Annotated in this window: 13 protein-coding genes and 9 pseudogenes; 14 read left to right on the forward strand and 8 right to left on the reverse strand. The window is 69.1% G+C overall.

Features of this window, described 5'->3' with window-relative positions:
* From AV541_RS04225 to metG, 4 genes and pseudogenes are all read left to right on the forward strand, one after another.
* Complete coding sequence (locus AV541_RS04225) at positions 1-1140, forward strand: BMP family ABC transporter substrate-binding protein (protein WP_060384318.1); 1140 nt, start codon at positions 1-3, stop codon at positions 1138-1140.
* A 39-nt stretch (positions 1141-1179) separates the two neighbouring features.
* Positions 1180-1656 carry a thioredoxin-dependent thiol peroxidase gene (bcp, locus tag AV541_RS04230; protein ID WP_008632748.1) on the forward strand — a complete coding sequence of 159 codons (477 nt, stop codon included), beginning with the start codon at positions 1180-1182 and terminating at the stop codon, positions 1654-1656.
* A pseudogene (rpiA, locus tag AV541_RS04235) lies at positions 1656-2338 on the forward strand (ribose-5-phosphate isomerase RpiA). Before bcp ends, rpiA begins: the two are co-directional and overlap by 1 nt.
* Positions 2339-2429: 91 nt before the next feature.
* Entirely contained in the window at positions 2430-4286 is a 1857-nt protein-coding gene (metG, locus tag AV541_RS04240) for a methionine--tRNA ligase (RefSeq protein ID WP_060384319.1), read from the forward strand.
* Between the two features lie 67 nt (positions 4287-4353).
* Here metG and AV541_RS04245 read toward each other — a convergent pair whose 3' ends face one another.
* The gene (locus tag AV541_RS04245; RefSeq protein WP_060384823.1) at positions 4354-5673 is read right to left on the reverse strand and encodes a S41 family peptidase; all 1320 of its coding nucleotides are present in this window, start codon (positions 5671-5673) and stop codon (positions 4354-4356) included.
* A gap of 65 nt (positions 5674-5738) precedes the next feature.
* Between AV541_RS04245 and ftsE the strand changes: the two are divergent.
* From ftsE to AV541_RS04260, 3 genes and pseudogenes are all read left to right on the forward strand, one after another.
* Positions 5739-6466 (forward strand): annotated as a pseudogene (gene ftsE / locus AV541_RS04250) (cell division ATP-binding protein FtsE).
* Positions 6463-7023: a ribosome hibernation-promoting factor, HPF/YfiA family gene (gene hpf / locus AV541_RS04255; RefSeq protein WP_008632742.1), complete on the forward strand. Its 561-nt coding sequence runs from the start codon at positions 6463-6465 to the stop codon at positions 7021-7023. The pseudogene ftsE and the gene hpf overlap by 4 nt, the downstream one beginning before the upstream one ends.
* 58 nt (positions 7024-7081) lie before the next feature.
* Entirely contained in the window at positions 7082-7480 is a 399-nt protein-coding gene (locus AV541_RS04260; RefSeq protein WP_008632741.1) for a DUF4258 domain-containing protein, read from the forward strand.
* Positions 7481-7496: 16 nt separating this feature from the next.
* Here the strand turns inward: AV541_RS04260 and AV541_RS04265 are convergent.
* Positions 7497-7864: pseudogene (locus tag AV541_RS04265) on the reverse strand (zinc uptake transcriptional regulator).
* 58 nt (positions 7865-7922) lie between these two features.
* Here AV541_RS04265 and AV541_RS04270 point away from each other — a divergent pair.
* The 5 pseudogenes from AV541_RS04270 (at position 7923) to murJ (ending at position 15442) form a co-directional block, all read left to right on the forward strand.
* Positions 7923-8932 (forward strand): annotated as a pseudogene (locus AV541_RS04270) (YibE/F family protein).
* 19 nt (positions 8933-8951) lie between these two features.
* Positions 8952-10067: pseudogene (locus AV541_RS04275) on the forward strand (metallophosphoesterase family protein).
* Positions 10048-12944 (forward strand): annotated as a pseudogene (locus AV541_RS13345) (AAA family ATPase). Before AV541_RS04275 ends, AV541_RS13345 begins: the two co-directional pseudogenes overlap by 20 nt.
* Positions 12945-12959: 15 nt before the next feature.
* Positions 12960-13987: pseudogene (locus AV541_RS04285) on the forward strand (hypothetical protein).
* Positions 13980-15442 (forward strand): annotated as a pseudogene (gene murJ, locus AV541_RS04290) (murein biosynthesis integral membrane protein MurJ). The pseudogenes AV541_RS04285 and murJ overlap by 8 nt, the downstream one beginning before the upstream one ends.
* Positions 15443-15518: 76 nt before the next feature.
* Here murJ and AV541_RS04295 read toward each other — a convergent pair.
* From AV541_RS04295 to AV541_RS04320, 6 genes and pseudogenes are all read right to left on the reverse strand, one after another.
* Positions 15519-17410: pseudogene (locus tag AV541_RS04295) on the reverse strand (AMP-binding protein).
* Between the two features lie 3 nt (positions 17411-17413).
* Complete coding sequence (locus tag AV541_RS04300; protein WP_156423364.1) at positions 17414-18196, reverse strand: serine/threonine-protein kinase; 783 nt, start codon at positions 18194-18196, stop codon at positions 17414-17416.
* On the reverse strand, positions 18189-18863 hold the full coding sequence (locus tag AV541_RS04305; RefSeq protein WP_060384321.1) for a metal-dependent hydrolase: 675 nt from the start codon (positions 18861-18863) through the stop codon (positions 18189-18191). Before AV541_RS04305 ends, AV541_RS04300 begins: the two co-directional genes overlap by 8 nt.
* Positions 18864-18890: 27 nt before the next feature.
* On the reverse strand, positions 18891-19244 hold the full coding sequence (locus tag AV541_RS04310) for a DUF3809 family protein (RefSeq protein WP_008632731.1): 354 nt from the start codon (positions 19242-19244) through the stop codon (positions 18891-18893).
* Entirely contained in the window at positions 19241-19450 is a 210-nt protein-coding gene (locus AV541_RS04315; protein WP_008632729.1) for a DUF3248 domain-containing protein, read from the reverse strand. Before AV541_RS04315 ends, AV541_RS04310 begins: the two co-directional genes overlap by 4 nt.
* A gap of 9 nt (positions 19451-19459) precedes the next feature.
* Entirely contained in the window at positions 19460-20608 is a 1149-nt protein-coding gene (locus tag AV541_RS04320) for a 23S rRNA (cytosine(1962)-C(5))-methyltransferase (protein ID WP_060384322.1), read from the reverse strand.
* A gap of 102 nt (positions 20609-20710) precedes the next feature.
* Here AV541_RS04320 and AV541_RS04325 point away from each other — a divergent pair, with 102 nt between their 5' ends.
* A complete protein-coding gene (locus AV541_RS04325; RefSeq protein ID WP_060384323.1) occupies positions 20711-21025 on the forward strand; it encodes a V-type ATPase subunit subunit G family protein in 315 nt (104 codons plus the stop codon).
* The gene (locus AV541_RS04330; protein ID WP_060384324.1) at positions 21022-22980 is read left to right on the forward strand and encodes a V-type ATP synthase subunit I; all 1959 of its coding nucleotides are present in this window, start codon (positions 21022-21024) and stop codon (positions 22978-22980) included. The genes AV541_RS04325 and AV541_RS04330 overlap by 4 nt, the downstream gene beginning before the upstream one ends.
* Positions 22981-22986: the final 6 nt, after the last annotated feature.

Consider the following 22986-nt stretch of genomic DNA (forward strand, 5'->3'; position numbering starts at 1 on the left):
ATGCGACGACTCGTTCTCGGGGTTCTCGCCGCCCTGGGCCTCGCCCTAGGGCAGGGGGACAAGCTCAAGGCCTGTTTCATCTACGTGGGCCCGGTGGGGGACGCGGGCTGGACCTACGCCCACGACGTGGGCCGGAAGAAGGCGGAGGCGGCCCTCCCGTGGCTTGAGACCCGGTACGTGGAGAGCGTTCCCGAAGCCCAGGTGGTGCCGGTCATTGACCGGTTCGTGCGGGAGGGGTGCCGGGTCATCTTCGCGACCAGCTTCGGGTACATGGACGGGGTCCTCGAGGCCGCCAAGAAGTACCCGGACGTCATCTTCGCCCACGCCACGGGCATCAAGCGGGCCCCCAACGTCGCCACCTACATGGCCGACTTCTACCAGGTCTACTACCTGAACGGCCTCGCCGCCGGGGCCCTCACCAAGACGGGCAAGGTGGGGTACGTGGCCGCCTTCCCCATCCCCGAGGTGAAGCGGCACATCAACGCCTTCGCCCTCGGGGTGCGGGCCGTCCGGCCCGACGCCCAGGTGCTGGTGCGCTGGATCAACGCCTGGTACGACCCGGCCAAGGCCCGGGAGGCCACGGAGGCCCTCCTCGCCCAAGGGGCGGACGTCTTCGCCTTCACCGAGGACACCCCCACGGTGATCCAGACCGCCGCCCGCAAGGGGGCCTATTCCTTCGGCCACTACACCCCCATGCTCAAGTTCGCCCCCGACCACGTGGTCTCGGGCCAGATCGTCCACTGGGAGGTCATCTACATTGACTTCCTCAAGAAGGTGAAGGAAGGGGTCTATACCCCCAAGAACCTGGAGAATGTGGACTATTTCTGGCTCCTCCAGCACGGGGCTGTGGAGATGGGGACGGACTACGGCGTCCCCATCAACCCCAAGCACGTCCCCCTGCTGAAGGCCGCCCAGATGAGCGTGGAGGGCAAGAAGGTTCCGGTCTACGACCGGATCATGTCCCTTCTTGGGGCGATGAAGCGCCCGAACCCCACCTTTGACCCCTTCACCGGCCCCATCAAGGACCGCAAGGGGGTGGTGCGCATCCCCGCCGGGCGCAAGGCGACCCTTAACGAGCTCCTCACCATGGAGTGGGCCGCCCCCGGCGTGGTGGGCGACTGGCCGGGGGAGCCCCGGTAGGCCCGCTAAGGGCGGGGAAGGCGCGGGGAAAGGGGTATAATGCCCGCCATGGAGGTGGGCACGCTCGCGCCGGACTTCGCCCTGCCTGACCAGGAGGGCCGCACCCACCGCCTCTCCGACTACCGGGGGCGGTGGGTGGTCCTTTACTTCTACCCCAAGGACGACACCCCCGGGTGCACCAAGGAGGCCTGCGGCTTCCGGGACCAGATGGGAAGCCTCAAGGCCCTGGACGCGGTGGTCCTCGGGGTCTCGGCGGACCACGTGGAAAGCCACAAGCGCTTCGCCGAGAAGTACGGCCTGAACTTTCCCCTCCTCGCCGACCCCGAGCGGAAGGTCATCGGGGCCTACGGGGCCTGGGGGAAGAAGAACCTTTACGGCAAGGAGGTGGAGGGGGTGCTCCGCCAGACCTTCCTCATAGACCCCGAGGGCCGCATCGCCAAGGTCTGGCGCAAGGTCTCCCCCGAGGGGCACGCCCTCGAGGTGGCCGAGGCCCTGAAGGCGCTCAGGGGGGCCTGATGGAGCGCCCCTTGGAGAGCTACAAGAAGGAGGCGGCCCACGCCGCCATCGCCTACGTGCAGGACGGGATGGTGGTGGGCCTGGGCACGGGCTCCACGGCCCGCTACGCCGTCCTGGAGCTTGCCCGGCGCCTTAGGGAGGGGGAGCTGAAGGGCGTGGTGGGGGTGCCCACCTCGAGGGCCACCGAGGAGCTCGCCAAGCGGGAGGGGATCCCCCTCGTGGACCTTCCCCCTGAGGGGGTGGACCTGGCCATAGACGGGGCGGACGAGATCGCCCCGGGCCTTGCCCTCATCAAGGGCATGGGCGGGGCCCTCCTCCGGGAGAAGATCGTGGAGCGCGTGGCCAAGGAGTTCATCGTCATCGCCGACCACACCAAGAAGGTGCCCGTCCTGGGCCGGGGGCCGGTGCCGGTGGAGATCGTCCCCTTCGGCTACCGGGCGACCCTCAAGGCCATCGCCGACCTCGGGGGGAGCCCGAGCTCCGCATGGACGGGGACGAGTTCTACTTCACCGACGGCGGCCACCTCATCGCCGACTGCCGCTTCGGCCCCATCGGGGACCCCTTGGGCTTGCACCGGGCCCTCTTGGAGATCCCCGGGGTGGTGGAGACGGGGATCTTCGTGGGGATGGCCACCCGGGCCCTGGTGGCGGGGCCTTTTGGGGTGGAGGAGCTTCTGCCGTAGAATGGAGGCCGTGAAGGGCATGCCCCGGTCCTAGGGCGGGAGGCCATCCCGCCTGGGGCGCATGCCCCGGTTTTTTCTTGGAGGAGGGCGCATGGAGAAGGTCTTTTACATCACCACCCCCATCTACTACGTGAACGCCGAGCCGCACCTGGGCCACGCTTACACCACGGTGGTGGCCGACTTCCTGGCCCGCTGGCACCGCCTGGACGGCTACCGCACCTTCTTCCTCACCGGCACCGACGAGCACGGGGAGACGGTCTACCGGGCGGCCCAGGCGGCGGGGGAGGACCCCAAGGCCTTCGTGGACCGGGTTTCCGGGCGCTTCAAGCGGGCCTGGGAGCTTTTGGGCATCGCCTACGATGACTTCATCCGCACCACGGAGGAGAGGCACAAGAAGGTGGTGCAGCTCGTCCTGCAGAAGGTCTACGAGGCCGGGGACATCTACTACGGGGAGTACGAGGGGCTTTACTGCGTCTCCTGCGAGCGCTTTTACACGGAGAAGGAGCTCGTGGAGGGGCTTTGCCCCATCCACGGGCGGCCCGTGGAAAGGCGGAAGGAGGGGAACTACTTCTTCCGCATGGAGAAGTACCGCCCCTGGCTCCAGGAGTACATCCAGGAAAATCCCGACCTCATCCGCCCCGAGGGCTACCGGAACGAGGTCCTGGCCATGCTCGCCGAGCCCATCGGGGACCTCTCCATCTCCAGGCCAAAATCCCGCGTCCCCTGGGGCATCCCCCTCCCTTGGGACCAGGACCACGTGACCTACGTCTGGTTTGACGCCCTCCTCAACTACGTCTCCGCCCTGGGCTACCCCGAGGGGGAGGCCTACCGGACCTTCTGGCCCCACGCCTGGCACCTCATCGGCAAGGACATCCTCAAGCCCCACGCCGTCTTCTGGCCTACCATGCTGAAGGCGGCGGGGATCCCCATGTACCGCCACCTGAACGTGGGGGGGTTTTTGCTGGGGCCGGACGGGCGCAAGATGTCCAAGACCCTGGGGAACGTGGTGGACCCCTTCGCCCTCCTGGAAAAGTACGGCCGGGACGCCCTGCGCTACTACCTCCTTAGGGAGATCCCCTACGGCCAGGACACCCCCGTGAGCGAGGAGGCCCTTAAGACCCGGTACGAGGCCGACCTCGCCGACGACCTGGGCAACCTGGTGCAAAGGACCCGGGCCATGCTCTTCCGCTTCGCCGAGGGCCGCATCCCCGAGCCCGTGGCGGGGGAGGAGCTTGCCGAGGGGACGGGGCTTGCCGGGAGGCTCAGGCCTTTGGTGCGGGAGCTCAAGTTCCACGTGGCCCTCGAGGAGGTCATGGCCTACGTCAAGGCCTTGAACCGCTACATCAACGAGAAGAAGCCCTGGGAGCTTTTCAAGAAGGAGCCGGAGGAGGCCCGGGCCGTGCTCTACCGGGTGGTGGAGGGCCTGAGGATCGCCTCCATCCTCCTCACCCCCGCCATGCCGGACAAGATGGCAGAGCTGAGGCAGGCTTTGGGGCTCAAGGAGGAGGTGGGCCTGGCGGAGGCCGAGCGCTGGGGCCTGGCCGAGCCCCGTCCCATCCCCGAGGAAGCCCCCGTCCTTTTCCCCAAAAAGGAGGCCAAGGTGGAGGCCAAGCCCAAGGAAGAGGCCTGGATCGGCATAGAGGACTTCGCCAAGGTGGAGCTCAGGGTGGCGGAAGTTTTGGCGGCGGAGAAGCACCCGAACGCCGACCGGCTTTTGGTCCTCAGGCTCTCCCTGGGGAACGAGGAGCGCACCGTGGTCTCGGGGATTGCCAAGTGGTACCGGCCCGAGGAGCTCGTGGGCAAGAAGGTGGTCCTGGTGGCGAACCTCAAGCCCGCCAAGCTCCGGGGCATTGAGAGCCAGGGGATGATCCTCGCCGCCCAGGAGGGGGAAGCCTTGGCCCTGGTGACGGTGGAGGGGGAGATCCCCCCCGGGGCGGTGGTAAAGTAGGGCTCCGGTCGCATGGCTGAGGAAAACCGGGGGGCCTGACAATCAGGCCCCCAGGATCGTGTAGCGCCTAGCGGTTCAGCTCCTCCAGGGCCCGCTTGAGGATGGCGTCGTTCTCCAGGTCCAGCACCGCCTGGCCCCGGTCCTCGGGGAGGGGCCTCTGCCGCTGCGGCTCGGCGTAGGAGAACTTGCCTTCCGCGTCCGCCTTCACCTTGACGGTCTTGCCGTTCAGGGTCACGGCGATCTCCGCCCCCGGCGGCGCCCCCGCCCCTTGCAGGGAGAAGGGCGTGGGAAAGCGGGTGTCCTTCACCACGATGTCCGGGGTGATCCCCTCCTTGTTGATGGAGCGGCGCTTGGGGGTGAGCCACTCAAAGGTGACCAGGGTGAGCTCCCCGCCGTTCGCCAGGGTGTAGGGGGTCTGGCCCACGCCCTTGCCGAAGGTCTTCTCCCCGATGACCTTGGCCCGGCCGTAGTCCTGGAGGGCCCCGGCCACGATCTCGCTCGCCGAAGCGGAGTTGCCGTTCACCAGGACCACCATGGGCCCGTCCCAAAGGGTCCGGCCCGTGGCCTCGCACCAGACGCGGGTGAGGTTCTTGGTGCGGGTGTAGACGATGGGGCCCTCCTTGAGGAAGGCGCTGGCCACGGCGCACCCCTGGTCCAGGAGCCCTCCGCCGTTGTCCCTCAGGTCAAAGATCAGCTTCTTCACGCCCTGGGCCTTGAGCTCTTCTATGGCCCGCTTCAGCTGGTCCTCCACCTTGAAGTTGGCGAAGGTTTCCAGGGCCACGTAGCCCACGTCCCCCACCTTGGCGGTGGACACGGAGATGATCTCCACCCGCTCGCGCACGAGCTCAAAGACCAGGGGGGCGGGCACGCCTTCCCGCCGCACCTTCAGGGTAACCTTGGTTCCCTCCCGCCCCCGGATCTTCGCCACGATGTCCAGGAGGGGGAGCTTGGTCACGTCCTCCCCGTCCACCTCCAAAATCACGTCCCCGGCCCTGAGGCCCGCCCGCTGGGCGGGAAGCCCCTTCATGACCCCTTCAATCTTGGCCCCCGTGCCGTCGGGGTTTGCGGCCGAGAGGGTGGCCCCGATGCCGAAGAACTCGCCCCTTAGGTCCTCCTGGCGCAGGGTGGAGCGCTGGGGCGGGGAGTAGCTGGTGAAGGGGTCCTCGAGGGCCTGGACCATCCCGCTGATGGCCCCTTCCAGGAGCTTATCCAGCTTCTCCTTGGAGAGGGGCTCCAGGTAGTCCTGCTGGATCCTCTGGTAGACCTCCAGGAGGGCCTGGCCGTTGGGGTTCTGCAGGAAGGTCTCCGCCTGAGGCCGGGGAAGCTGGGCGTACACCAGGGCGAGAAGCGCCCCGAGCCCCACCATGAACCACGCGCGTCGCTTCATCTTCTCCCTCACCTGAGCCCCACTATAGCGCCTTTTCCTGAGAGGAGGGTGCGTATAGTGGGGGCATGATCGCCTTCCACCGGGTGGGCCTGGAGTACCCCCGCACCAAGACCAAGGCCCTCTACAACGTGAACCTGGAGATTAAGAAGGGCGAGTTCGTCTACGTGGTGGGCCACTCAGGGGCGGGGAAGTCCACCCTCCTCGCCCTGATCCTGAGGCGGCTCGTGGCCACTCAGGGGGCCGTTTACTTCGCCGGCCAGAACCTGAAGCACCTCCGGGGCGACCAGGTGGCCTACCACCGCCGCAGGATCGGCATGGTCTTCCAGGACCACCGCCTCCTTTCCGACATGACCGTGGAGGAGAACCTGGCCTTCGTCCTCCAGGTCCAGGGGGTCCCCCGCAGGGAGTGGCCGGAGAGGATCACCACCGCCCTTCGCCGGGTGGGGCTCTCCCACAAGAAGCGGGCCTTTCCCGAGGAGCTTTCCGTGGGGGAGGCCCAGCGGGTGGCCATCGCCCGGGCCCTCCTCCTGGACCCGCCCGTGGTCCTCGCCGACGAGCCCACGGGCAACCTGGACCCGGCCAACGCCCTCGCCGTGCTGGAGATCCTGAAGCAGGCCCACCAGCGGGGGCCACGGTGGTGGTGGCCACCCACAGCCGGGAGCTTCTGGAGGCCTACCCCGCCCGAACGGTGGTCCTCAAGGCCGGCCAGGTGGTGCGGGACGAGCGTCCCGCGGAGGGTGGTAGCATAAGGGTACGGGAAGGCCCTCCCCGGGGCGGAAAGGAGGAAGGATGAACATCTATAAGCTCATCGGGCGCAACCTAGAGATCACGGACGCCATCCGGGACTACGTGGAGAAGAAGCTTGCCCGCCTGGACCGCTACCAGGACGGGGAGCTCATGGCCAAGGTGGTCCTTTCCCTGGCGGGAAGCCCCCACGTGGAGAAGAAGGCCCGGGCGGAGATCCAGGTGGACCTCCCGGGCGGCCTCGTGCGCGTGGAGGAGGAGGACGCCGACCTCTACGCCGCCATAGACCGGGCAGTGGACCGCCTGGAGACCCAGGTGAAGCGCTTCCGGGAGCGGCGCTACGTGGGCAAGCGCCACTCCTACCAGGGGCCCCCGCCCCCGGAGGTGCGGGACCTCGAGGCCCTGCGCAAGCCCGAGGAAGAGGAAGGCCCCAGGATCGTACGCGTCAAGCGCTTTGAGATGAAGCCCATGGACCCCGAGGAGGCCGCCTTCCAGATGGAGGCCTTGGGCCACAGCTTTTTCGTCTTCCGCAACGCCAAGACCGACGAGATCAACGTCATCTACCGGAGGAAGGACGGCAACTACGGCCTCATAGAGCCCGCCTGAGCTCCAGGCCACCTTCGCCCCGGGGCCGGTGGCGGTAGACTGGCCCCGGGGAGGTCTTATGCCCAGGCTCCGCCGCTTGGAGGACCTTCTGCCCCACATCCGGGAGGGGCGCTACCGCCTGGGCCCCCACGCCGCCAAGCACATGCTCCAGGAGGGGTTCCGGGAACAGGATATCCTCTCCGCCCTCCTCTGGGGGCGGGAGCTCGCCATCTACCCCGAGGACGAGCGGATGCTCGTTCTGGGGTACATGGTCTTTCCTCCCCGGTTACGGCTGCCTTTGCACGTGGTCCTGGAGTACAGCACCCCGCGGCACGTGGACATTGTCACGGCCTTCATCCCCCGGGAGCCCTACCGAGTCTACTCCCGGGCCCGGCTCGCCGCTCTCCTGCGCTTTGATGGGGCCCTGGAAGAGGTGCGCTGGACCGGGCCCAAGCACCTCTACCCCCCCTGGGACTAAGCGTTGGCTTTGGGGCTCAGGCGCAGTCGGGGCAGCGCCCGTAGACCACCACCTCGTGGTCCTCAGCCGAGAACCCGGGGGGAAGGTCCAGGTCGGCCTCGAGGCGGCAGCCGGGGAGCTCAAAGGCCCGGCCGCACCCCCGGCAGAGGAAGTGGTGGTGGTGCCCGGCGCCTGCCGCCTCGTACCGCAGGGGCTCCCCCGGCAGGGCCACGGGCACCACGGCGCCCTCCTCCACCAGGGCCCGCAGGTTGCGGTAGACCGTGGCCAGGCCCAGGGAGGGGACCTGCCTGCGGGCGAGCTCCAGGATCTCCCGGGGGAGAGGGGGCGCCGGGTCTCCAGGAGGACCCTGCGGATGGCGCGGCGCTGGCGGGTGGACCGCTCCATGCCTTCAGCCTACCCCAGGCGATAACGCGTTTTCATCTCCTACCCGTAGAGTGAGGGTGTGCGGCTTCTCTTGTTCCTTTTCCTTTTGGGCTTGCCCGCCTTGGCCCAGGAAGGCCGCTACGCCTTGGGCAGGATCCTTGCCCTGGACCCGGGGGCGGGCCTGGCGGAGGTGAGGGTGGAGGGCAGGACCCTGGAGGCCCTCCTGCCGGTGGGCGGGGGGGGTTCCGGGCAGGGGACCGGGTGGTGGTCTACCTGGAGGGGGAGCGGGCCTACGTCACCGAGCCCGACCGGATGCCTTGGCTTGCCGCCTTGGCCCTCCTCTTCGCCCTGGGGGCGGTGGGGCTCGGCCGGGGCAAGGGGCTTAGGGGGCTGCTTGGGACCCTCTTTGGCCTGGCCCTCCTGGTCTACGTCGTCGTCCCCCGGATCGCCGCCGGGGGGGACCCTCTGCTCTACGCCTTCCTCGGAAGCCTCGGGGTCCTCGTCCTCAGCGTCTACTTCGTCCACGGCCTCGGCCGCAAGACCACCGCCGCCTTGGGGGCCACCCTGGCCGCGGTCCTCCTCGTCCTCCTCTTGGGGCGGTTCTTCGCCCAAGCCATGGGCTTCACGGGGCTCGCCTCCGAGGAAGCCCTCCTCCTCCGCCAGTGGGGGGGCGTGGACCTTTTGGGGCTCTATCTGGCGGGGCTCGCCGTGGGGGCCCTCGGGGCCTTGGCCGACGTGACCGTGACCCAGGCCAGCGTGGTCCAGGCCCTGGCCCACGCCGACCCCCAGGCCTCCCCCTGGCGCCTTTACCGGCGGGCCATGGAGGTGGGGTACGACCACCTGGGGAGCCTGGTGAACACCCTGGTCCTGGCCTACGCCGCGGGAAGCCTTCCCCTCTTCCTCCTCCTCACCCGGGACCCCACGCCCCTGCGCTTCCTCCTCAACACCGAGCCCTTCGCCGCCGAGCTCGTGGGCATGCTCCTCGGGTCCTTGGGGCTCGTGCTCGCGGTCCCCCTCTCCACCCTCTTCGCCGCCTTTCTGCTCGCCGGGGGGAAGGGAGAGGGCGGGGATCACGCCCACCCCCACTAAGGGCGCGTAAGATGGGGCCATGCGCCTTCTCCACACCGCCGACTGGCACCTGGGCAAGCTCCTCAAGGGGGTGGACCGGACCCCGGAGATCGCCGCCGCCCTCCGGGACCTTCTGGGCCTGGTCCGGTCCGAGCGGGTGGACCTGGTGGTGGTCTCCGGGGACCTGTTTGACCGGCCCCAGGTTTCGGCGGAGGCCGAGGCCTGCGCGGTGGAGTTCTTCATGGAGCTTAAGGCCCTCGGGGTGCCGGCCTTGGTCATCGCCGGCAACCACGACCCCAAAGAGCGCCTCGAGGCCCTCGCCCCCCTTCTCGGGCTTGCGGGGGCCCGGGTCCGGGGCCGCCTCCTCTTCGCCGAGGAGGGAGGGGTGGTGGAGGTGGGCGGGGTGCGGGCGGGGCTTCTGCCCTTCGTTTCCGAGCGCCTCCTCGTCCGGCGCCTCTTCCAGGAGGACGAGGTCCTGCACCGCACCTACGCCGAGGCCATGCGCCGGGTGCTGGACAACCTCAAAAGCCCTCTTCTCCTGGGCCACTTCGCCGTGGAGGGGGCGAGGCCCGGGGAGGGGAGTTCGTCTTCCACCTGGTGGGAAGCTACGCCGTCCCCCGGGCGAGCCTGCCTTTGGAGGTCCGCTACCTCGCCCTGGGCCACGTCCACCGGCAGCAGCAGGTGAGCGAGGCCCCCGTGGCCTGGTACCCGGGAAGCCTGGTGCAGCTGGACTTCGGCGAGGGGGAGGGGCGGAGCGGGGGGCGCTCCTCGTGGAGCTTCCCCCTCGGGGCCGCCCCGGGTCCACCCCATCCCGGGGCGGTGGGGGAAGCCCCTAAGGACCTACCGCCTGCGGCCCGAGGAGCTGGACGGAAGGATGGGCGAGCTGGAGCGCTTTCCCGGCTACCTGCGCCTGGTGGTGGAGGGGAGGCTTTCCCCCCAGGTCAAGGAGAACCTCTTCCGGGCCCTCCCCCACCTCCTCGCCGTGGAGGGCACCCCGTCCCAGGCCGGAGAGGGGAGGCGGGAGGAGGTGCAGGACCTCGGCTTCGTGGAGGGCTACGCCCGCTACCTGGAGGAGCGGGGGAAGAAGGAGGAGGCCCTTCTTGAGCGCTTCGCCGAGGTGCTGGCGGAGGTGGAGGGTGAGGCCCTTACGGCTTGAACTGGAAGGATTCGGCCCCTACCGGGAGCGCCAGGCGGTGGACTTCTCCGACGTGGAGCTCTTCGCCATCACCGGCCCCACGGGGAGCGGGAAGAGCACCCTTTTGGACGCCATCGCCTTTGCCCTCTACGGCCAGGTGCCCCGGGTGGGGCGCCAGGTGGGCACCCTCAAGCACCCCGCCGCGGCCAAGGCCTGGGTGACCCTCACCTTCCGGGTAGGGGAGCGGGTCTACCGGGTGGAGCGGTCCCGGAGCGAGAAGCGGGGGGACGCCCGGGTCTACCTGCTGGAGGGGGGGAGCGGCTTCTGGACCTGCCCACCCTCGAGGCGGTCAACCGGGCCTTGGCCGACCTCGTGGGCCTGGACTACGAGGCCTTCACCCGGGCCCTCCTCCTCCCCCAGGGGGAGTTTGACCGCTTCCTTAAGGGGGAGCCGAAGGAAAGGCGCCAGCTCCTTCTGGAGCTCTTTGAGCTCTCCCGCCTGGAGCGGGCCAGGCAGAAGGCGGCGGAGAGGCGGGGCCTCCTCCTGGAGGAGAAGGGGAGGCTCGAGGGGGAGCTCAACGGGCTTTCCGCGGCCACCCCGGAGGCGCTTGAGGAGCTGGAGCGGGCGCTCGCCGCCTCCCGCGCGGAGGCCGCCCGCCTGGAGGAGGAGGCCAGGGGGGTGAGGAAGGCCCTGGCCGAGGCGGAGGCCCTGCTTGAGGACCTGAGGCGGCGCCAGGCTTTGGCGGCCCGCCTCGAGGCCTTAAGGGCCCGGGCGGAGGAGATGGCCCGGGTGGAGGAGCGGCTTTCCCGGGCGGAGGAGGCGGAGCGGGTTTTGCCCCTTTGGCGGGACTACCAAAAGAAGCGGGCCGCCCTCCAGGCCACGGAAAAGGCCCTGGAGGAGGCCGAGGGGAGGCTTCGGGCCCTGGAGGCGAGGCGCGAGGCCCTCGGCTTCTCTCCGGAGGCCCTGGAGCGAGCCCAGGCGGCCTACGCCTTGGCCCTAGACCTAAAGGCCCTCGAGGCCCTCCTCGCCCGGGCGCCTGTGGGAAAGGCCCCCGCCTCGGAGCCCGACCCCGCCACGGCCCAGGCGCGCCTAGAGGAGGTCCTGGGAGCGCTGGAGGCCTTGGAGGCCGAGGTCCTTCGCCTGCGGGCCTGGGCGGAGGCCTGGGAGGCCCTGAGGGCGAAGGAGGCCGCTTTGGCGGAGGTGGGGGAGGCCCTTGCCCGCCTGGAGGCGGAGGGAAAGGAGGCGCGGGAGGCCCGGGATGCCCTTGCCCTGAGGCTCAAAGAGGCGGAGGCCCACGCCCTCTTCCAGGCCCTAAAGGCCCTGGAGGCCGAGCGGAAGGCTCTGGAGAAGGTCCAAGAGGACCTGGACCGGAGGCGGGAGGCCCTTCTTCGGGAGGAGCGGAGGCTCGGCCTCCTCGCCTACCACGACCTCTTGGAGCCGGGCAAGCCCTGCCCCCTCTGCGGGGGGGTGGTCCACGCCCTCCCCCCCTTGCCCGAGGTCCCCGACCTCGCCGGGGCGCGCCGGGCCCTGGAGGAGGAGGCCCAGGCCCTCGCCCGGCGCCTCGCCCGCCTGGAGGCGGAGGCCGGGGAGCTTGCCGCCCGCCTCCGGGCCCTCGAGGTGGAGCCCCGGCCCGGGGATCCCGAGGCGCTCAAAGGGGCCTTGGAGGCGGCCGAGGCCCGGCTTCAGGACCTCCGGGACCGGTACCAGGCCCTCCGGGGGAGGCCCGGGCCCTGGAGCGGGAGGTGGCGGCCTTGCGGGCACGGGAGGCCGAGGCCCGGGGCGGGGCCAGCCGGGAGGACCTGGCCTCGAGGCTGGAGGCGGCCGAGGCCCGGCGCCTTGCCCTTAAGGAGGAGGCGGGGAGGCTCGCCGCTGGGCTTCGCCGCCACCTGGAGGCCAAGACGGGGGGCCTGGGGGTGGGGCCTTACCTGAGGCGCCTGAAGGAGGAGGTGGAGCGGCTCAAGGGGCTTGCTGCCGAGGACGCCCGCCTCAGGGAGGAGGCAGGGGCCCTCAGGGCGGAGCTTTCCGCCTTGAGGGCCCGCAAGGAGGAGCAGGCCAAGGCCCTGGCCGAGGCGGAGGCGGCCACCCGGGGCCTCATGCCCGAGGCGGAGGCCCAAGGCCTCGCCCTCTCTCCAGAGGAGCAAAAGGCGCTCCGGGCGGAGCTCGAGGCCTTCCGCAAGGACCTCGCGGAGGCCGAGGCCGCCTGGAAAAGCCTTCCCCCCCTTTCTGGGCCCGCCCCCACCTTGGAGGAGGCCCAAGGGCGGGTGGAGGCCCTGAGGAAGGCGCTCGCGGAGCTGGAAGGCCGCCTGGAGGAGAAGCGCAAGGAAGAAGGGGCCCTGGAAGACCGGGTGGAAAGGCTCCGGAAGGACCTCGCCCGCCGCCGGGAGGTGGAAGGGGCGCTCGCCCGCCTCGTGGCCGAGCTTTCCCTTTGGGAGAAGCTTGCCCTGGACCTCCAGGCCCACAACTTCCCCGCCTACCTCCTCGGCCTCAAGCAGCGGAGCCTGGTGGAGCGGGCGAGCGAGCTTCTCTACACCCTCTCCGGGGGCGGTACCGCTTTGCGGCCCAGGGGGACGAATACCTGGTGGTGGACCTCTGGGCCGAGGCCACCCCCCGCCAGGTCCGGACCCTCTCGGGCGGGGAGAGCTTTCTCGCGAGCCTCGCCCTGGCCCTTGCCCTCTCGGAAGAGCTTTCCCGGGCAAGCTGGAGGCCCTCTTCCTGGACGAGGGCTTCGGCACCCTGGACCCCGAGGCCCTGGAGCTGGTGGCGGGCATCCTGGAAAGCCTCCCCACCCGGGGGCGGCTCGTGGGCGTGGTGACCCACGTGGAGGCTTTGGCCGAGCGCTTCCCCGCCCGGCTTAGGGTCCGGAAGCACCCCTGGGGAAGCCGGGTGGAGTGGGCGTAGCGTAGACTTGGAGGCATGGGGGTGCTCACCCGCTACCTGGAAGAGGCCATGGCCAAGGCCCGGTACGACCTGGTGTCCCCGGGCCGCTACGTGGGGGAGCTCGCCGAGTTCGGCCTGCGGGTGGAAGGGGAGAACCTGGAGGCCACCCGAAGAGCCCTCAGGGAGGCTTTGGAGCTCCACATCTTGGAGACCTTGCGCTCGGGGTTTCTCCCGCCGGGCCTCGAGGCCACCCCCGACCCCTTGCGGGAACGCTTTTTCGCCCTGGCCCAGGAGATGTGGCGCCTCCTCCGGGAGGCCCCGGCCCCACTCCCTAGGCCAAAGAAGGCCCCGAGCCTGGAGGAGTGGCTTAAGGGCCTTGGCGTCCAAGTGGTGCGGAGGCCTGAGGAGGGGGAGGAGGAGCGGGAACGGGTCCTAAACCGGCTCGCCCTCTTCCTCGGGGACCGGTACCCGAGCCTGGAGAGGCTTTACGAGAGGCTTAAGCAGAGCCTCTCCACCAAGCGGCAGTTTGAGCTCTCCTTGGCCGAGGCCTCCCCCGAAGAGATCGCCAACTCCACCCAGTTCTGCACCCTGCTCAAGCAGTACGCCCTCCTCACCAGCTATCGCTACAAGAGCGAGGATCGGCTCCTTCGGGCCAAGGCCAGCACCGAGGGCTGGGTCCAGAACTTCCTCACCGGGGGCTGGCTGGAGCGGTACGTGGCCGAGCGGCTCAGGAAGTACCTGCGCTCCAAAAACCTGCCCCACGAGGTGGCCGTGGGCTACCAGGTGACCCTGCCCGGGGGGAGGCCATGGAGCTGGACGTCTTGGTGCGGGTAGGGGAGCGGTTCTACTGGTTTGAGGCCAAGACCGGGGAGTTCCAGGCCCACATCGCCAAGTACGCCGGGCTGAGGAAGGTCCTGGGCCTCTCCCAGAAGGAGAGCTTCCTCGTCCTCTTGGGCATGGACAGGGCCCGGACCAAGGAGCTTTCCGCCCTTCACGGCCTCACCGTGGTGAACCAGGCGAACTTCTTGGAAGCTTTTCAGGAGGTTTTGAGCGCCCATGCTTAGGGCGGTCCTCCTGGTCATGGGGGGACCCTGGTCTCGAGGGTCCTGGGCCTCGTCCGCCAGGCGGTCTTCAACGCCCTCTACCCTGACGCCCTCAAGGACGCCTTCAACGTGGCTTACCGGGTGCCGAACCTCCTTCGGGAACTCCTGGCGGAAGGGGCGGTGCAAAACGCCCTCATCCCCCTCCTGAAAAGCCTCCCCGAGCCCGAGGCCAAGGCCTTCGCCCGCCGCTTCGCCGCCTTCCTCCTGGGGGTGAACCTCCTCGTCCTGGGGCTTGGCTACCTCCTGGCCCCCCAGGTGGCGGGCCTCTTGGTGGCCGAGGGGAGCCACCTGCGGGAGGAGGAGGCTTTCCGGCAGGTGGTGGGCTTAACCCGGCTCCTCCTCCCTTTCCTCCTCGGCATCTCCATGGCCGCTCTCTTTTCCGCTCTCCTCCAGGCGGAGGAGCGCTTTCTGCCCTACGCCCTGGGGCCCATCGCCTTCAACCTGGCGGCCATCAGCCTCATGGCCCTTTTCCCCGGGGACCCCACCTTTTTGGGGCTTTCCGTGACCCTTGGGGGGCTCCTCCAGGCCCTGGTCCAGCTTCCCTTCCTCCGGGGGTTCCGCCTGGAGTGGCGCCTCCACCCGGCCTTCGGAACCGCCCTCCTCCGCATGGGGCCCTTCGCCTTCACCACCTCCTTGCGGCAGTTTTTGAACCTGGTACTCACCAACATCCTTACCCGCTACCCCCCTGCGGCGGTCACGGGGTTCTACAACGCCGAGGTGGTCTTCCAGATGGTCCTGGGCCTCTTCGCCACGAGCCCCGCCATCGCCCTTTTCCCCAGGATGAGCGCCCTGAAGGGAGGGGATCTTGCCCGCTTTTTGGAAGGTCCCCTCAGGCGGCTTGCCCTTCTTCTGGCCCTTCTCGGGGGGCTTTTTCTGGGGCTTGCCCCCTACCTCGTGGTCCTTCTCTTCGGCCTCTTTGGCCCCTTGACCCCGGAGAACCGGGCCTATAGCGCCGAGGTTCTGGCGGCCATGGGGCTTGCCGTGCTGCCCTGGGGGGTGAACACCCTCCTCCTCCGGGGGCTTTACGCCCTGGGGCGGGTGCGGGAGGCGGTCTTGGCGAGCGCCCTGGTCTTTCTCCTGAACACCTTGGGCTACTGGCTCCTTCGGGACGCCGGGCTTTTCGCCCTCAACCTGGCCACCGCCCTGGCGGGGTGGGCGGGGTTTGGCCTCTACCGCACGCGGCTTGCCCGAGAGGGGGTGGGGCTTCCTTTCCTTGTGGGCTACCTCCTCCGGGCCTACGGGGCGGGGCTTCTTGCGGCCCTTCCCGGCCTCGCCCTCGCCGGGCGCTTCCCGGCGGCCACCCCCCTCGAGGCCCTCCTCCCCCTGGCTTTAGGCGGGGCGGGGGGGCTTTTGGCCTTCCTGCTTGCGGGCCACCTCCTGGGCCTTCCCCTTAAAGTCCTCCTCCCCAAAGGGTGAAGAGGGGCTTGAGCCTGGGGGCGAGGGAAAGGACTTCGGCGAGGCTCAACACCACAAGGGGACGGGAAGGATCGCCCTAACCACCCTGGGCCGCTTCCCGGATGGCCACCACCGCCTCCGGATTCTCCAAGGCGGAGAGGTCCCCGGGGTCCTGGTCCAAGTAGGCTGCCCGGACCACCCGGCGCATCACCTTGGCGTTGCGCGTCTTAGGTAGGTCGGGGACGAAGAGGACCCGCTCGGGGCGGAGGGGTTTCCCTAAGGCCTCGGCCACCCTTTCCGCCACCTCCTCGGCCAGGGCCTCCGAGGGGACCAAGCCCGGCTTCAGCACGGCGAAGAGGACGATGGCCTCCCCCTTCACCGGGTGCGGCACCCCGATGGCGGCGCACTCCCGCAGGGCGGGATGGGCCATGGCCGCCGTCTCCACCTCGGCGGGGCCTACCCTCTTCCCCGCCACCTTCAGGGTGTCGTCGGAGCGGCCGAGGAGGAAGAAGTGCCCCTCTTCGTCCAGGAGGGCGAAGTCCCCGTGGACCCAGACCCCGGGCACCTTCTGGAAGTAGGTCTCCAGGTACCGGGTCTCATCCCGCCAGAAGCCCTTGGTCATCCCGGGCCAGGGGGCGAGGACGGCCAGCTCCCCCACCTTGCCCACCACGGGCCTTCCCTCCTCGTCCAAGACGGCGGCCTTCATGCCGGGCACGGCGGTGTTGAACCCCATGGGCTTGATGGGCCTCACCAGGACGTTCCCCAGGATGCCCCCCGAGACCTCGGTGCCGCCCGAGTAGTTCACGATGGGGAGCCGTTCCTTGCCCACCACCCGGAAGAGCCAGAGGTAGGGCTCGAGGTTCCAGGGCTCCCCCGTGGAGCCGAGGACCCGGAGGGAGGAGAGGTCGTGGGCCTCCACGGGGGCCTCCTCGAAGGGGATGAGGGCCCGCACCAGGGTGGGGGAAAGGCCTAAGTGGGTGAGGCGGTGGGTAGCCACCATGCGCCAGAGGCGGTCCGGGCCCGGATGGTCCGGCGCCCCGTCGTAGAGGAAGACGGTGGCCCCGAGGATGAGGCCTCCCAGGATGGCCCAGGGCCCCATCATCCAGCCGAGGTCGGTGAACCAGAAGAGGCGGTCCTCCTCCCTTAGGTCAAAGAGGAGGGCGAGGTCCAGGGCGGCCTTTAAGGAAAAGCCCGCGTGGTAGTGGACCGTGCCCTTGGGGCGGCCCGTGGTCCCGGAGGTGTAGATGAGCATGAAGGGGTCCATGCTTTCCATCTCCTCCGGCGGCGAGGAGGGGCCGGAAAGGGCGGCGAGGTCCACCTCCTCCTCAAGGGGGAGGCCGAGGCGGCGGACCACGGCCATCTTCTCCGTCCCCGCCATGGCCCTGGCCTTCCGGGCCTCTGGGAGGAGCTCCACCCGGCGTCCCCGGCGGAGGAAGCCGTCTTGGACGATGAGGAGCTTGGCCTCGGCGTCCTTGAGGCGGAGGGCGGCGGCCTCCGCCCCGTAGCCCGAGAAGATGGGGACGGCGATCCCCCCGAGGTGGGCCACGGCGAGGAGGGCCAGGGCCGCCTCGAGGCCCATGGGAAGCCATAGCCCCACCCGGTCTCCCCGCCCCACCCCCAGGGCCCGTAGGCCCCCTGCGAGCTTTTCCACCTCCCGGCGGACCTCCCCGTAGGTGAGGCTTTGGACATGGCCGTCCTCCGTCTCGTGGACGAGGGCGGGCCGGGTGGGGTCGTGGCGCAGGCAGGCCTCCACCAGGTTAAGCCTTCCCCCACGAAGAAGCGGGGAAAGGGGAAGTGGCCTTCCACCACCCGGGTGTACGGGGCCCGCCAGGGCACGCCGAGCCGGGTGAGGAAGGCGTGGTAGAAGGCTTCGGCCTCCTCCACGCTGTAGCGGTAGAAGGCCTCGTAGTCCTGGAAGCCGAGCTCGGCCATGAAGCGGCCGAGCCAGGTCTCTTGGGCGCGCGCGTCAGGGTACCAGACCGGTTCCATGGGTCACCTCCGTGAAGGGCTCGGTCTCGAGGCCTCGGCGAGGACGTTGAGGAACGCCTCAAGGCCGAGCCGGCCCTCGGGGCGCTTGGCGAGGAGCCGCCTCAGGGCCCGGTCCAAGGTAGGGGGGAGGGAGGTCCGGGGCGGGGGGGTGAGGAGGTGGGCCATCCTCAGGGCCTCCAGGTCCTCCCCCTGGAAGGGCCGCTTGCCGGTGAGAACCTCGTAGGCCAAGACCCCGAAGGCGTAGGCGTCCGAGGCCGGGCTTGGCTTCGCCCCCAGGAAGAGCTCGGGGGCGAGGTAGTGGGGGCTTCCGGCGTACTCCCCGCTTGGGTCGTCCACCCGGCGCAGGGTGCCGAGGTCGCCGAGCTTGTAAACCCCTTGGCCTACGAAGACGTTGGAGGGCTTGACGTCCTGGTGGAGAAGCCCACGGCTGTGGAGAAAGCCCAGGGCCTCTCCCACATGGAGGAGGGCCTTCACCGCCTCCTCCCAGGGCAGGGGGCCTTGGTGGAGGCGGTCCTCCAGGGTCCCTTCGGGAAAGTACTCCAGGGCGAGGAAGGCCCCCTCCCCGAAGGGTATCCCCGCCAGGCCCTGGACCAGGTGGGGGTGGCGGAGGGAGAGGCTGAAGGCCACCTCCTGGGCGAACCGCTCCGCGAGCTTAGGATCTTGGCGAACTTCCTTCTTCGGGATCTTTAGGGCCACCCGCATTCCGTCGGGGGCCCGGGCCAGGTGGACCTGGGCCGTCTGGCCCAGGCCTAAAAGCATCTCCAGCCGGAAGTCTTTCCTAGTCAAAGCGGAGCACTTCTCCCGGTTTCAGGGCGTGTCCCTCCACGCCCTTCTCCTTGGCCCGCTGGGCGAAGGCCTCCCCGTCTTGGCGGATGGGGGGGAAGGTGTTGTAGTGGATGGGCACCACCTTCTTGGGCTTGAGAAGCTCCAGGGCCTTCAGGGCGTCCTCGGGGCCCATGGTGAAGTGGTCGCCGATGGGGAGGAGGGCGAGGTCCAGGCCCAACTCGCCGATGAGGCGCATATCCGAGAAGAGGGCCGTGTCCCCGGCGTGGTAGATGCGCTTGCCCCCAAGCTCCACCACCACGCCCATGGGCATGCCGCCGTAGGTGCCGTCGGGGAAGCTACTGGAGTGCCAGGCGGGCACCCACTTGAGCCAGCCGCCCTCAAAGCGGTAGGTGCCACCCAGGTTCATGGGGACGCTTTTCGCCCCGTGCTTTTCGGCGTAGGTGGCGATCTCAAAGGTGGAGACCACCACGCCTCCCTTCTTGGAGAGGGCCACGCTGTCCCCGAAGTGGTCCCCGTGGGCGTGGGTGACCAGGATGAGGTCCGCTTGGACCTCCCCCACCCCGAGGGCGGCCATGGGGTTCCCGGTGAGGAAGGGGTCTATGACGATCCGCGTCTTGCCGTCCGTGAGGAGAACCGCCGAGTGGCCGAGATACCGAACCTCCACCATACGCCACCTCCTGCTCCTTCAGGCCCACTATAACGGAAGCCGCGCCCCCGCGGGAAGGCTTCCCTCCAGGGCCTTGGCGAAGAGGGCCTCCAAGATTCTGGCGAAGGCCCTTTCCCCCCAGGTCCGCCCTGGAGGGAGGCGGAGGCGGACCTCCAGCTCCAGCCCCCAGGGCCGGAGCCACCCTTCCACCTCCAAGGAGGGGGGAGGCAGGGGGATGGGCCGGACCCGCTCCCCTTCCAGCCGGGCGGCGAAGGGCAGGTCCAGGGGGCCGAGGACGGGGTTCTCGTGGCGGAAGGTCCCCTCTAGCCTTTCCGCCTCCAGGCGGAGCTTGAAGGGAAGGGCAGCGAGGGCCTCAGGGTGGAGGGACAGGGCGAGCCTCATTCCTCCACCCACTCCACCCGGACCCGGCCTTCCTGTACCAGGCGGCGCATCTCAGCCTCGGGGAGGTTAAGAAGCCTGGGGAGCTCCCGGAACCTGGGCGTGGCCGAGGCCAGCCCTACCCGAACCACCAAAATGTCCTCGTCCTCGGCCCGGCCCATGCGCCAGACGAGGTGCTGCCCGAGCTTATCCAGAAGGTCCTTCTCCACGCCTCCAGTTTAGAGGACCTGGAAGACGGCGAACTTGAGGTAGTGGGTCTCCGGATGGTTGAGGAGGACGGGGTGGTCAAAGGGCTGGCCCCGTTTCTCCACCACCCGGAGGAGGCGGTGGGCGTCCTGGGCGGCCTCGGCCACCATGGCGTAGAAGAGAGGCTCGGTCATGTGGTAGCTGCAGCTCGCCGTGGCCAGGATCCCGCCCTCCTTGAGGAGCTTGATGGCCCTAAGGTTGACCTCCTTGTAAGCCCGGTAGGCCCGTTCCACGTCCTTCTTCCCCTTGGCGAAAGCAGGGGGGTCTAGGACCACGAGGTCAAACCGCTCCCCTTCCCTCTCCAGGCGGCGCAGGAGGTCAAAGGCGTTGGCCTCGAGGACCCGGAGGTTCCCGAGGCCGTTGAGCCGGGCGTTCTCCTCGGCCCGGCGCAGGGCCTCCGCCGAGGAGTCCACGGCGACTACCTCCCGGAAGCCCAAGGCGAGGTGGAGGGCAAACCCTCCTGCGTAGCTGAAGACGTCCAGGGCCCGCTCGCCCCGGAATCTTTCCATGTAGAGGCGGTTTTCCCGCTGATCCAGGTAGGCCCCCGTTTTCTGCCCCGCCTTTAGGTCCACCAGGTAGCGTACCCGCCCTTCTTGCACCTGGACCCGCTCCGGCACCTCCCCGAGGAGGGGGCGGACGTAAAGGGGGAGGCCCTCCAGCTCCCGTGCCCGGGCGTCGTTCTTGGCCAGGACGCTCTGGACGTAGGGCCTTAGCGCCTCCGCCACCTGGGGGAGGAGGCCTTCCCAGGCGTGGGCCGTGGCCTGGACCACGGCGTGCCCGGCGTAATAGTCCACCACGAGGCCCGGCAGGAGGTCCCCTTCCGCGTGGACCAGGCGGTAGCCGCCTTCGGGATCCTGGTGAAGGGCCGCCTCACGCCGGGCGAGGGCCTGGGCCAGGTTCTCCAAAAGGGCCGCCACGGGGTCCTCCGCCGGACCGAAGCGGTAAGCCCGCACCGCGAGGTCGGTGTGGGGGTTGTAGAGGGCGAGGGCGAGAAAGCGCCGCCCCCAGTAGACGGGGTAGAGCCCCGGGATTTCCGGTCCCGAGACCACGTCCCGGCGAAAAACCCAGAGGTGGCGGGAAAGAAGCCGCGCTGCGCCCTTGGCGTTGACCTGAATCCTCACCGCCTAAGTATACTTAGGCAGGGTCGGTTGACGCGGGCCTAGAGAGCCGGTACCATAACCGGCGGGTTGGTTTTGAGCGCCATTTCACGAGCTGGAGGGGCAATGGGAGGCCTGGGACTTATCAAGCGCCTGGCAGAGAAGGAAAGGCAGCTCCTGGAGCGCCTCGAGGCCGCCAAGAAGGAGGCCGAGGAGCGGGTCAAGCGGGCCGAGGCCGAGGCCAAGGCCCTTCTGGAGGAGGCCGAGGCCAAGGCCAAGGCCTTGGAGGCCCAGTACCGGGAGCGGGAGCGGGCGGAGACCGAGGCCCTCCTCGCCCGGTACCGGGAGCGGGCCGAGGCCGAGGCCAAGGCGGTGCGGGAGAAGGCCATGGCCCGGCTGGACGAGGCCGTGGCCCTGGTCCTGAAGGAGGTTCTGCCGTGATCGCCCCCATGGAGAAGCTGGTCCTGGCCGGGCCCAAGGGTCGGGCCAAGGAGCTTCTCCAAAGCCTCCAGCAGGCGGGGGTGGTCCACCTGGAGACGCTCCGCCCCGAGGCCCTTTCCGCCTACCAGCTCTCCCCCGAGGAGCGGGCGGAGCTAAGGCGTTGGGAGGCGGTCTCGGCGGGTGCCGAGCACACCCTAAGCCTTTTGGGCCTGGAGGCGGAGCCCACAAGGCCCTTCCCCGAGGGGCTGGAGGCGGCCGAGAAGGCCCTTGCCCCCATCCAGGCCCACGCCGAGGGCCTCACCCGCCAAAAGCAGGAGCTGGAGGAGGAGCTCGCCCTGGCCCAGGCCTACCTCGAGCCCCTGGAGCGGCTCGCCGCCCTGGCCCACGGCCTGGACAAAAGCCCCTTCCTCCGCGTGATCCCCTTCCTTCTCACTGAAAAGGAGCTTCCCCTGGTGGAGGAGGCCCTGAAGAAGGCCTTAGAAGACCGTTACCTCCTGGTCCACGAGGCCTATGGGGGCGGGGTGGCGGCCTTGGTGGTGGTCCACCGCAAGGAGGTGGACCAGGCCAAGGCGGCCCTTTCCCGGGCGGGGGTGGCGGAGCTGAGGCTTCCCGGGGCCTTGGGCGAGCTTTCCCTCTCCGAGGTGGCGAAGAGGCTGAAGGAGTGGGCCGAGGCGGCCCCGCGGGAGCTTTCCGAGGTGCGCCAGCACCTGGCCAAGCTTGCCCGGGAGAGCGCCTCCACCCTCCAGAGCCTCTGGACCCGGGCTCAAGACGAGGTGGCCCGGCTTAAGGCCCTGGAGGAACTGGCCTCGGGCCGCTTTGGCTTCGCCCTCCTGGGCTACGTTCCCGTGAAGGCCAAGCCCAAGGTGGAGGAGGCCCTCGCCCGGCACAAGGAGAACGTGGTCTACGCCTTTGAGCCCGTGGACGAGCACCACGAGGCGGACCGGATCCCCGTGGCCTTGGACAACCCTCCTTGGGCCAAGCCCTTTGAGCTACTCGTGAGCTTCCTGAACACCCCCAAGTACGGGACCTTTGACCCCACGCCGGTGGTCCCCATCTTCTTCCCCTTCTGGTTCGGGATGATCGTGGGGGACATCGGCTACGCCCTCCTCTTCTACCTGGTGGGGCGGTGGCTTTCCGGGTACGTGAAGCGGAACGAGCCCCTGGTCATCGACCTCTTTGCCCTCAAGCTCAAGCCCCAGGTCATCGGCAAGCTGGTCTACATTCTGAACTGGATGGTCTTCTGGACGGTGGTCTGGGGCGTGATCTATGGGGAGTTCTTCGGCACCTTCCTGGAGCACCTCGGGGTCTTCGGCACGCCGGAGCATCCGGGGCTTATCCCCATCCTCATCTACCGCATAGACACTGCCAAGACCGCTAACCTCCTCATCCTCCTCTCCGTGGCCTTTGGGGTGGTCTTGGTGTTCTTCGGCCTGGCCTTGCGGGCCTACCTGGGCCTGAAGCACCGCCACATGGCCCACTTCTGGGAGGGGGTGGGGTACCTGGGCGGCCTCGTGGGGGTCTTAGCCCTCGCCGCCTCCTACCTCGGCAACCTCCAGGCGGGCTGGCTCCAGGGGCTTATGTACCTGGGCTTCAGCGTCTTCCTGCTTGCGGTCCTCATGAGCCGGATCTGGCTTATGATCCCGGAGATCTTCACCCAGGCGGGGCACATCCTTTCCCACATCCGTATCTACGCCGTGGGGGCGGCGGGCGGGATCCTCGCCGGCCTCCTCACCGACGTGGGGTTTGCCATCGCCGAGCGGCTTGGGCTTGTGGGCGTGCTCCTGGGCCTTCTGGTGGCGGGGGTTTTGCACCTCTTGATCCTCCTCCTCACCACCCTGGGGCACATGCTCCAGCCCATCCGTTTGCTTTGGGTGGAGTTCTTCACCAAGTTCGGTTTTTACGAGGAGAACGGCAGGCCCTACCGGCCGTTCAGAAGCGTCCGTGAGGCGCAGTAAAGGAGG

Origin of the sequence: Thermus parvatiensis, assembly GCF_001535545.1 — a bacterium.
GTDB classification, from domain to species: Bacteria; Deinococcota; Deinococci; order Deinococcales; family Thermaceae; genus Thermus; species Thermus parvatiensis.

Coding starts and splice junctions, on each gene's coding strand:
- AV541_RS04310 (WP_008632731.1), bottom strand. CDS start 19,244: ATGAGGCTCGCCCTGTCCCTCCACCCTGAGGCCCTCGCTGCCCTTCCC.
- AV541_RS04305 (WP_060384321.1), bottom strand. CDS start 18,863: ATGGTGGAGGTTCGGTATCTCGGCCACTCGGCGGTTCTCCTCACGGAC.
- AV541_RS04245 (WP_060384823.1), bottom strand. CDS start 5,673: ATGAAGCGACGCGCGTGGTTCATGGTGGGGCTCGGGGCGCTTCTCGCC.
- bcp (WP_008632748.1), top strand. CDS start 1,180: ATGCCCGCCATGGAGGTGGGCACGCTCGCGCCGGACTTCGCCCTGCCT.
- AV541_RS04260 (WP_008632741.1), top strand. CDS start 7,082: ATGCCCAGGCTCCGCCGCTTGGAGGACCTTCTGCCCCACATCCGGGAG.
- hpf (WP_008632742.1), top strand. CDS start 6,463: ATGAACATCTATAAGCTCATCGGGCGCAACCTAGAGATCACGGACGCC.
- AV541_RS04225 (WP_060384318.1), top strand. CDS start 1: ATGCGACGACTCGTTCTCGGGGTTCTCGCCGCCCTGGGCCTCGCCCTA.
- metG (WP_060384319.1), top strand. CDS start 2,430: ATGGAGAAGGTCTTTTACATCACCACCCCCATCTACTACGTGAACGCC.
- AV541_RS04325 (WP_060384323.1), top strand. CDS start 20,711: ATGGGAGGCCTGGGACTTATCAAGCGCCTGGCAGAGAAGGAAAGGCAG.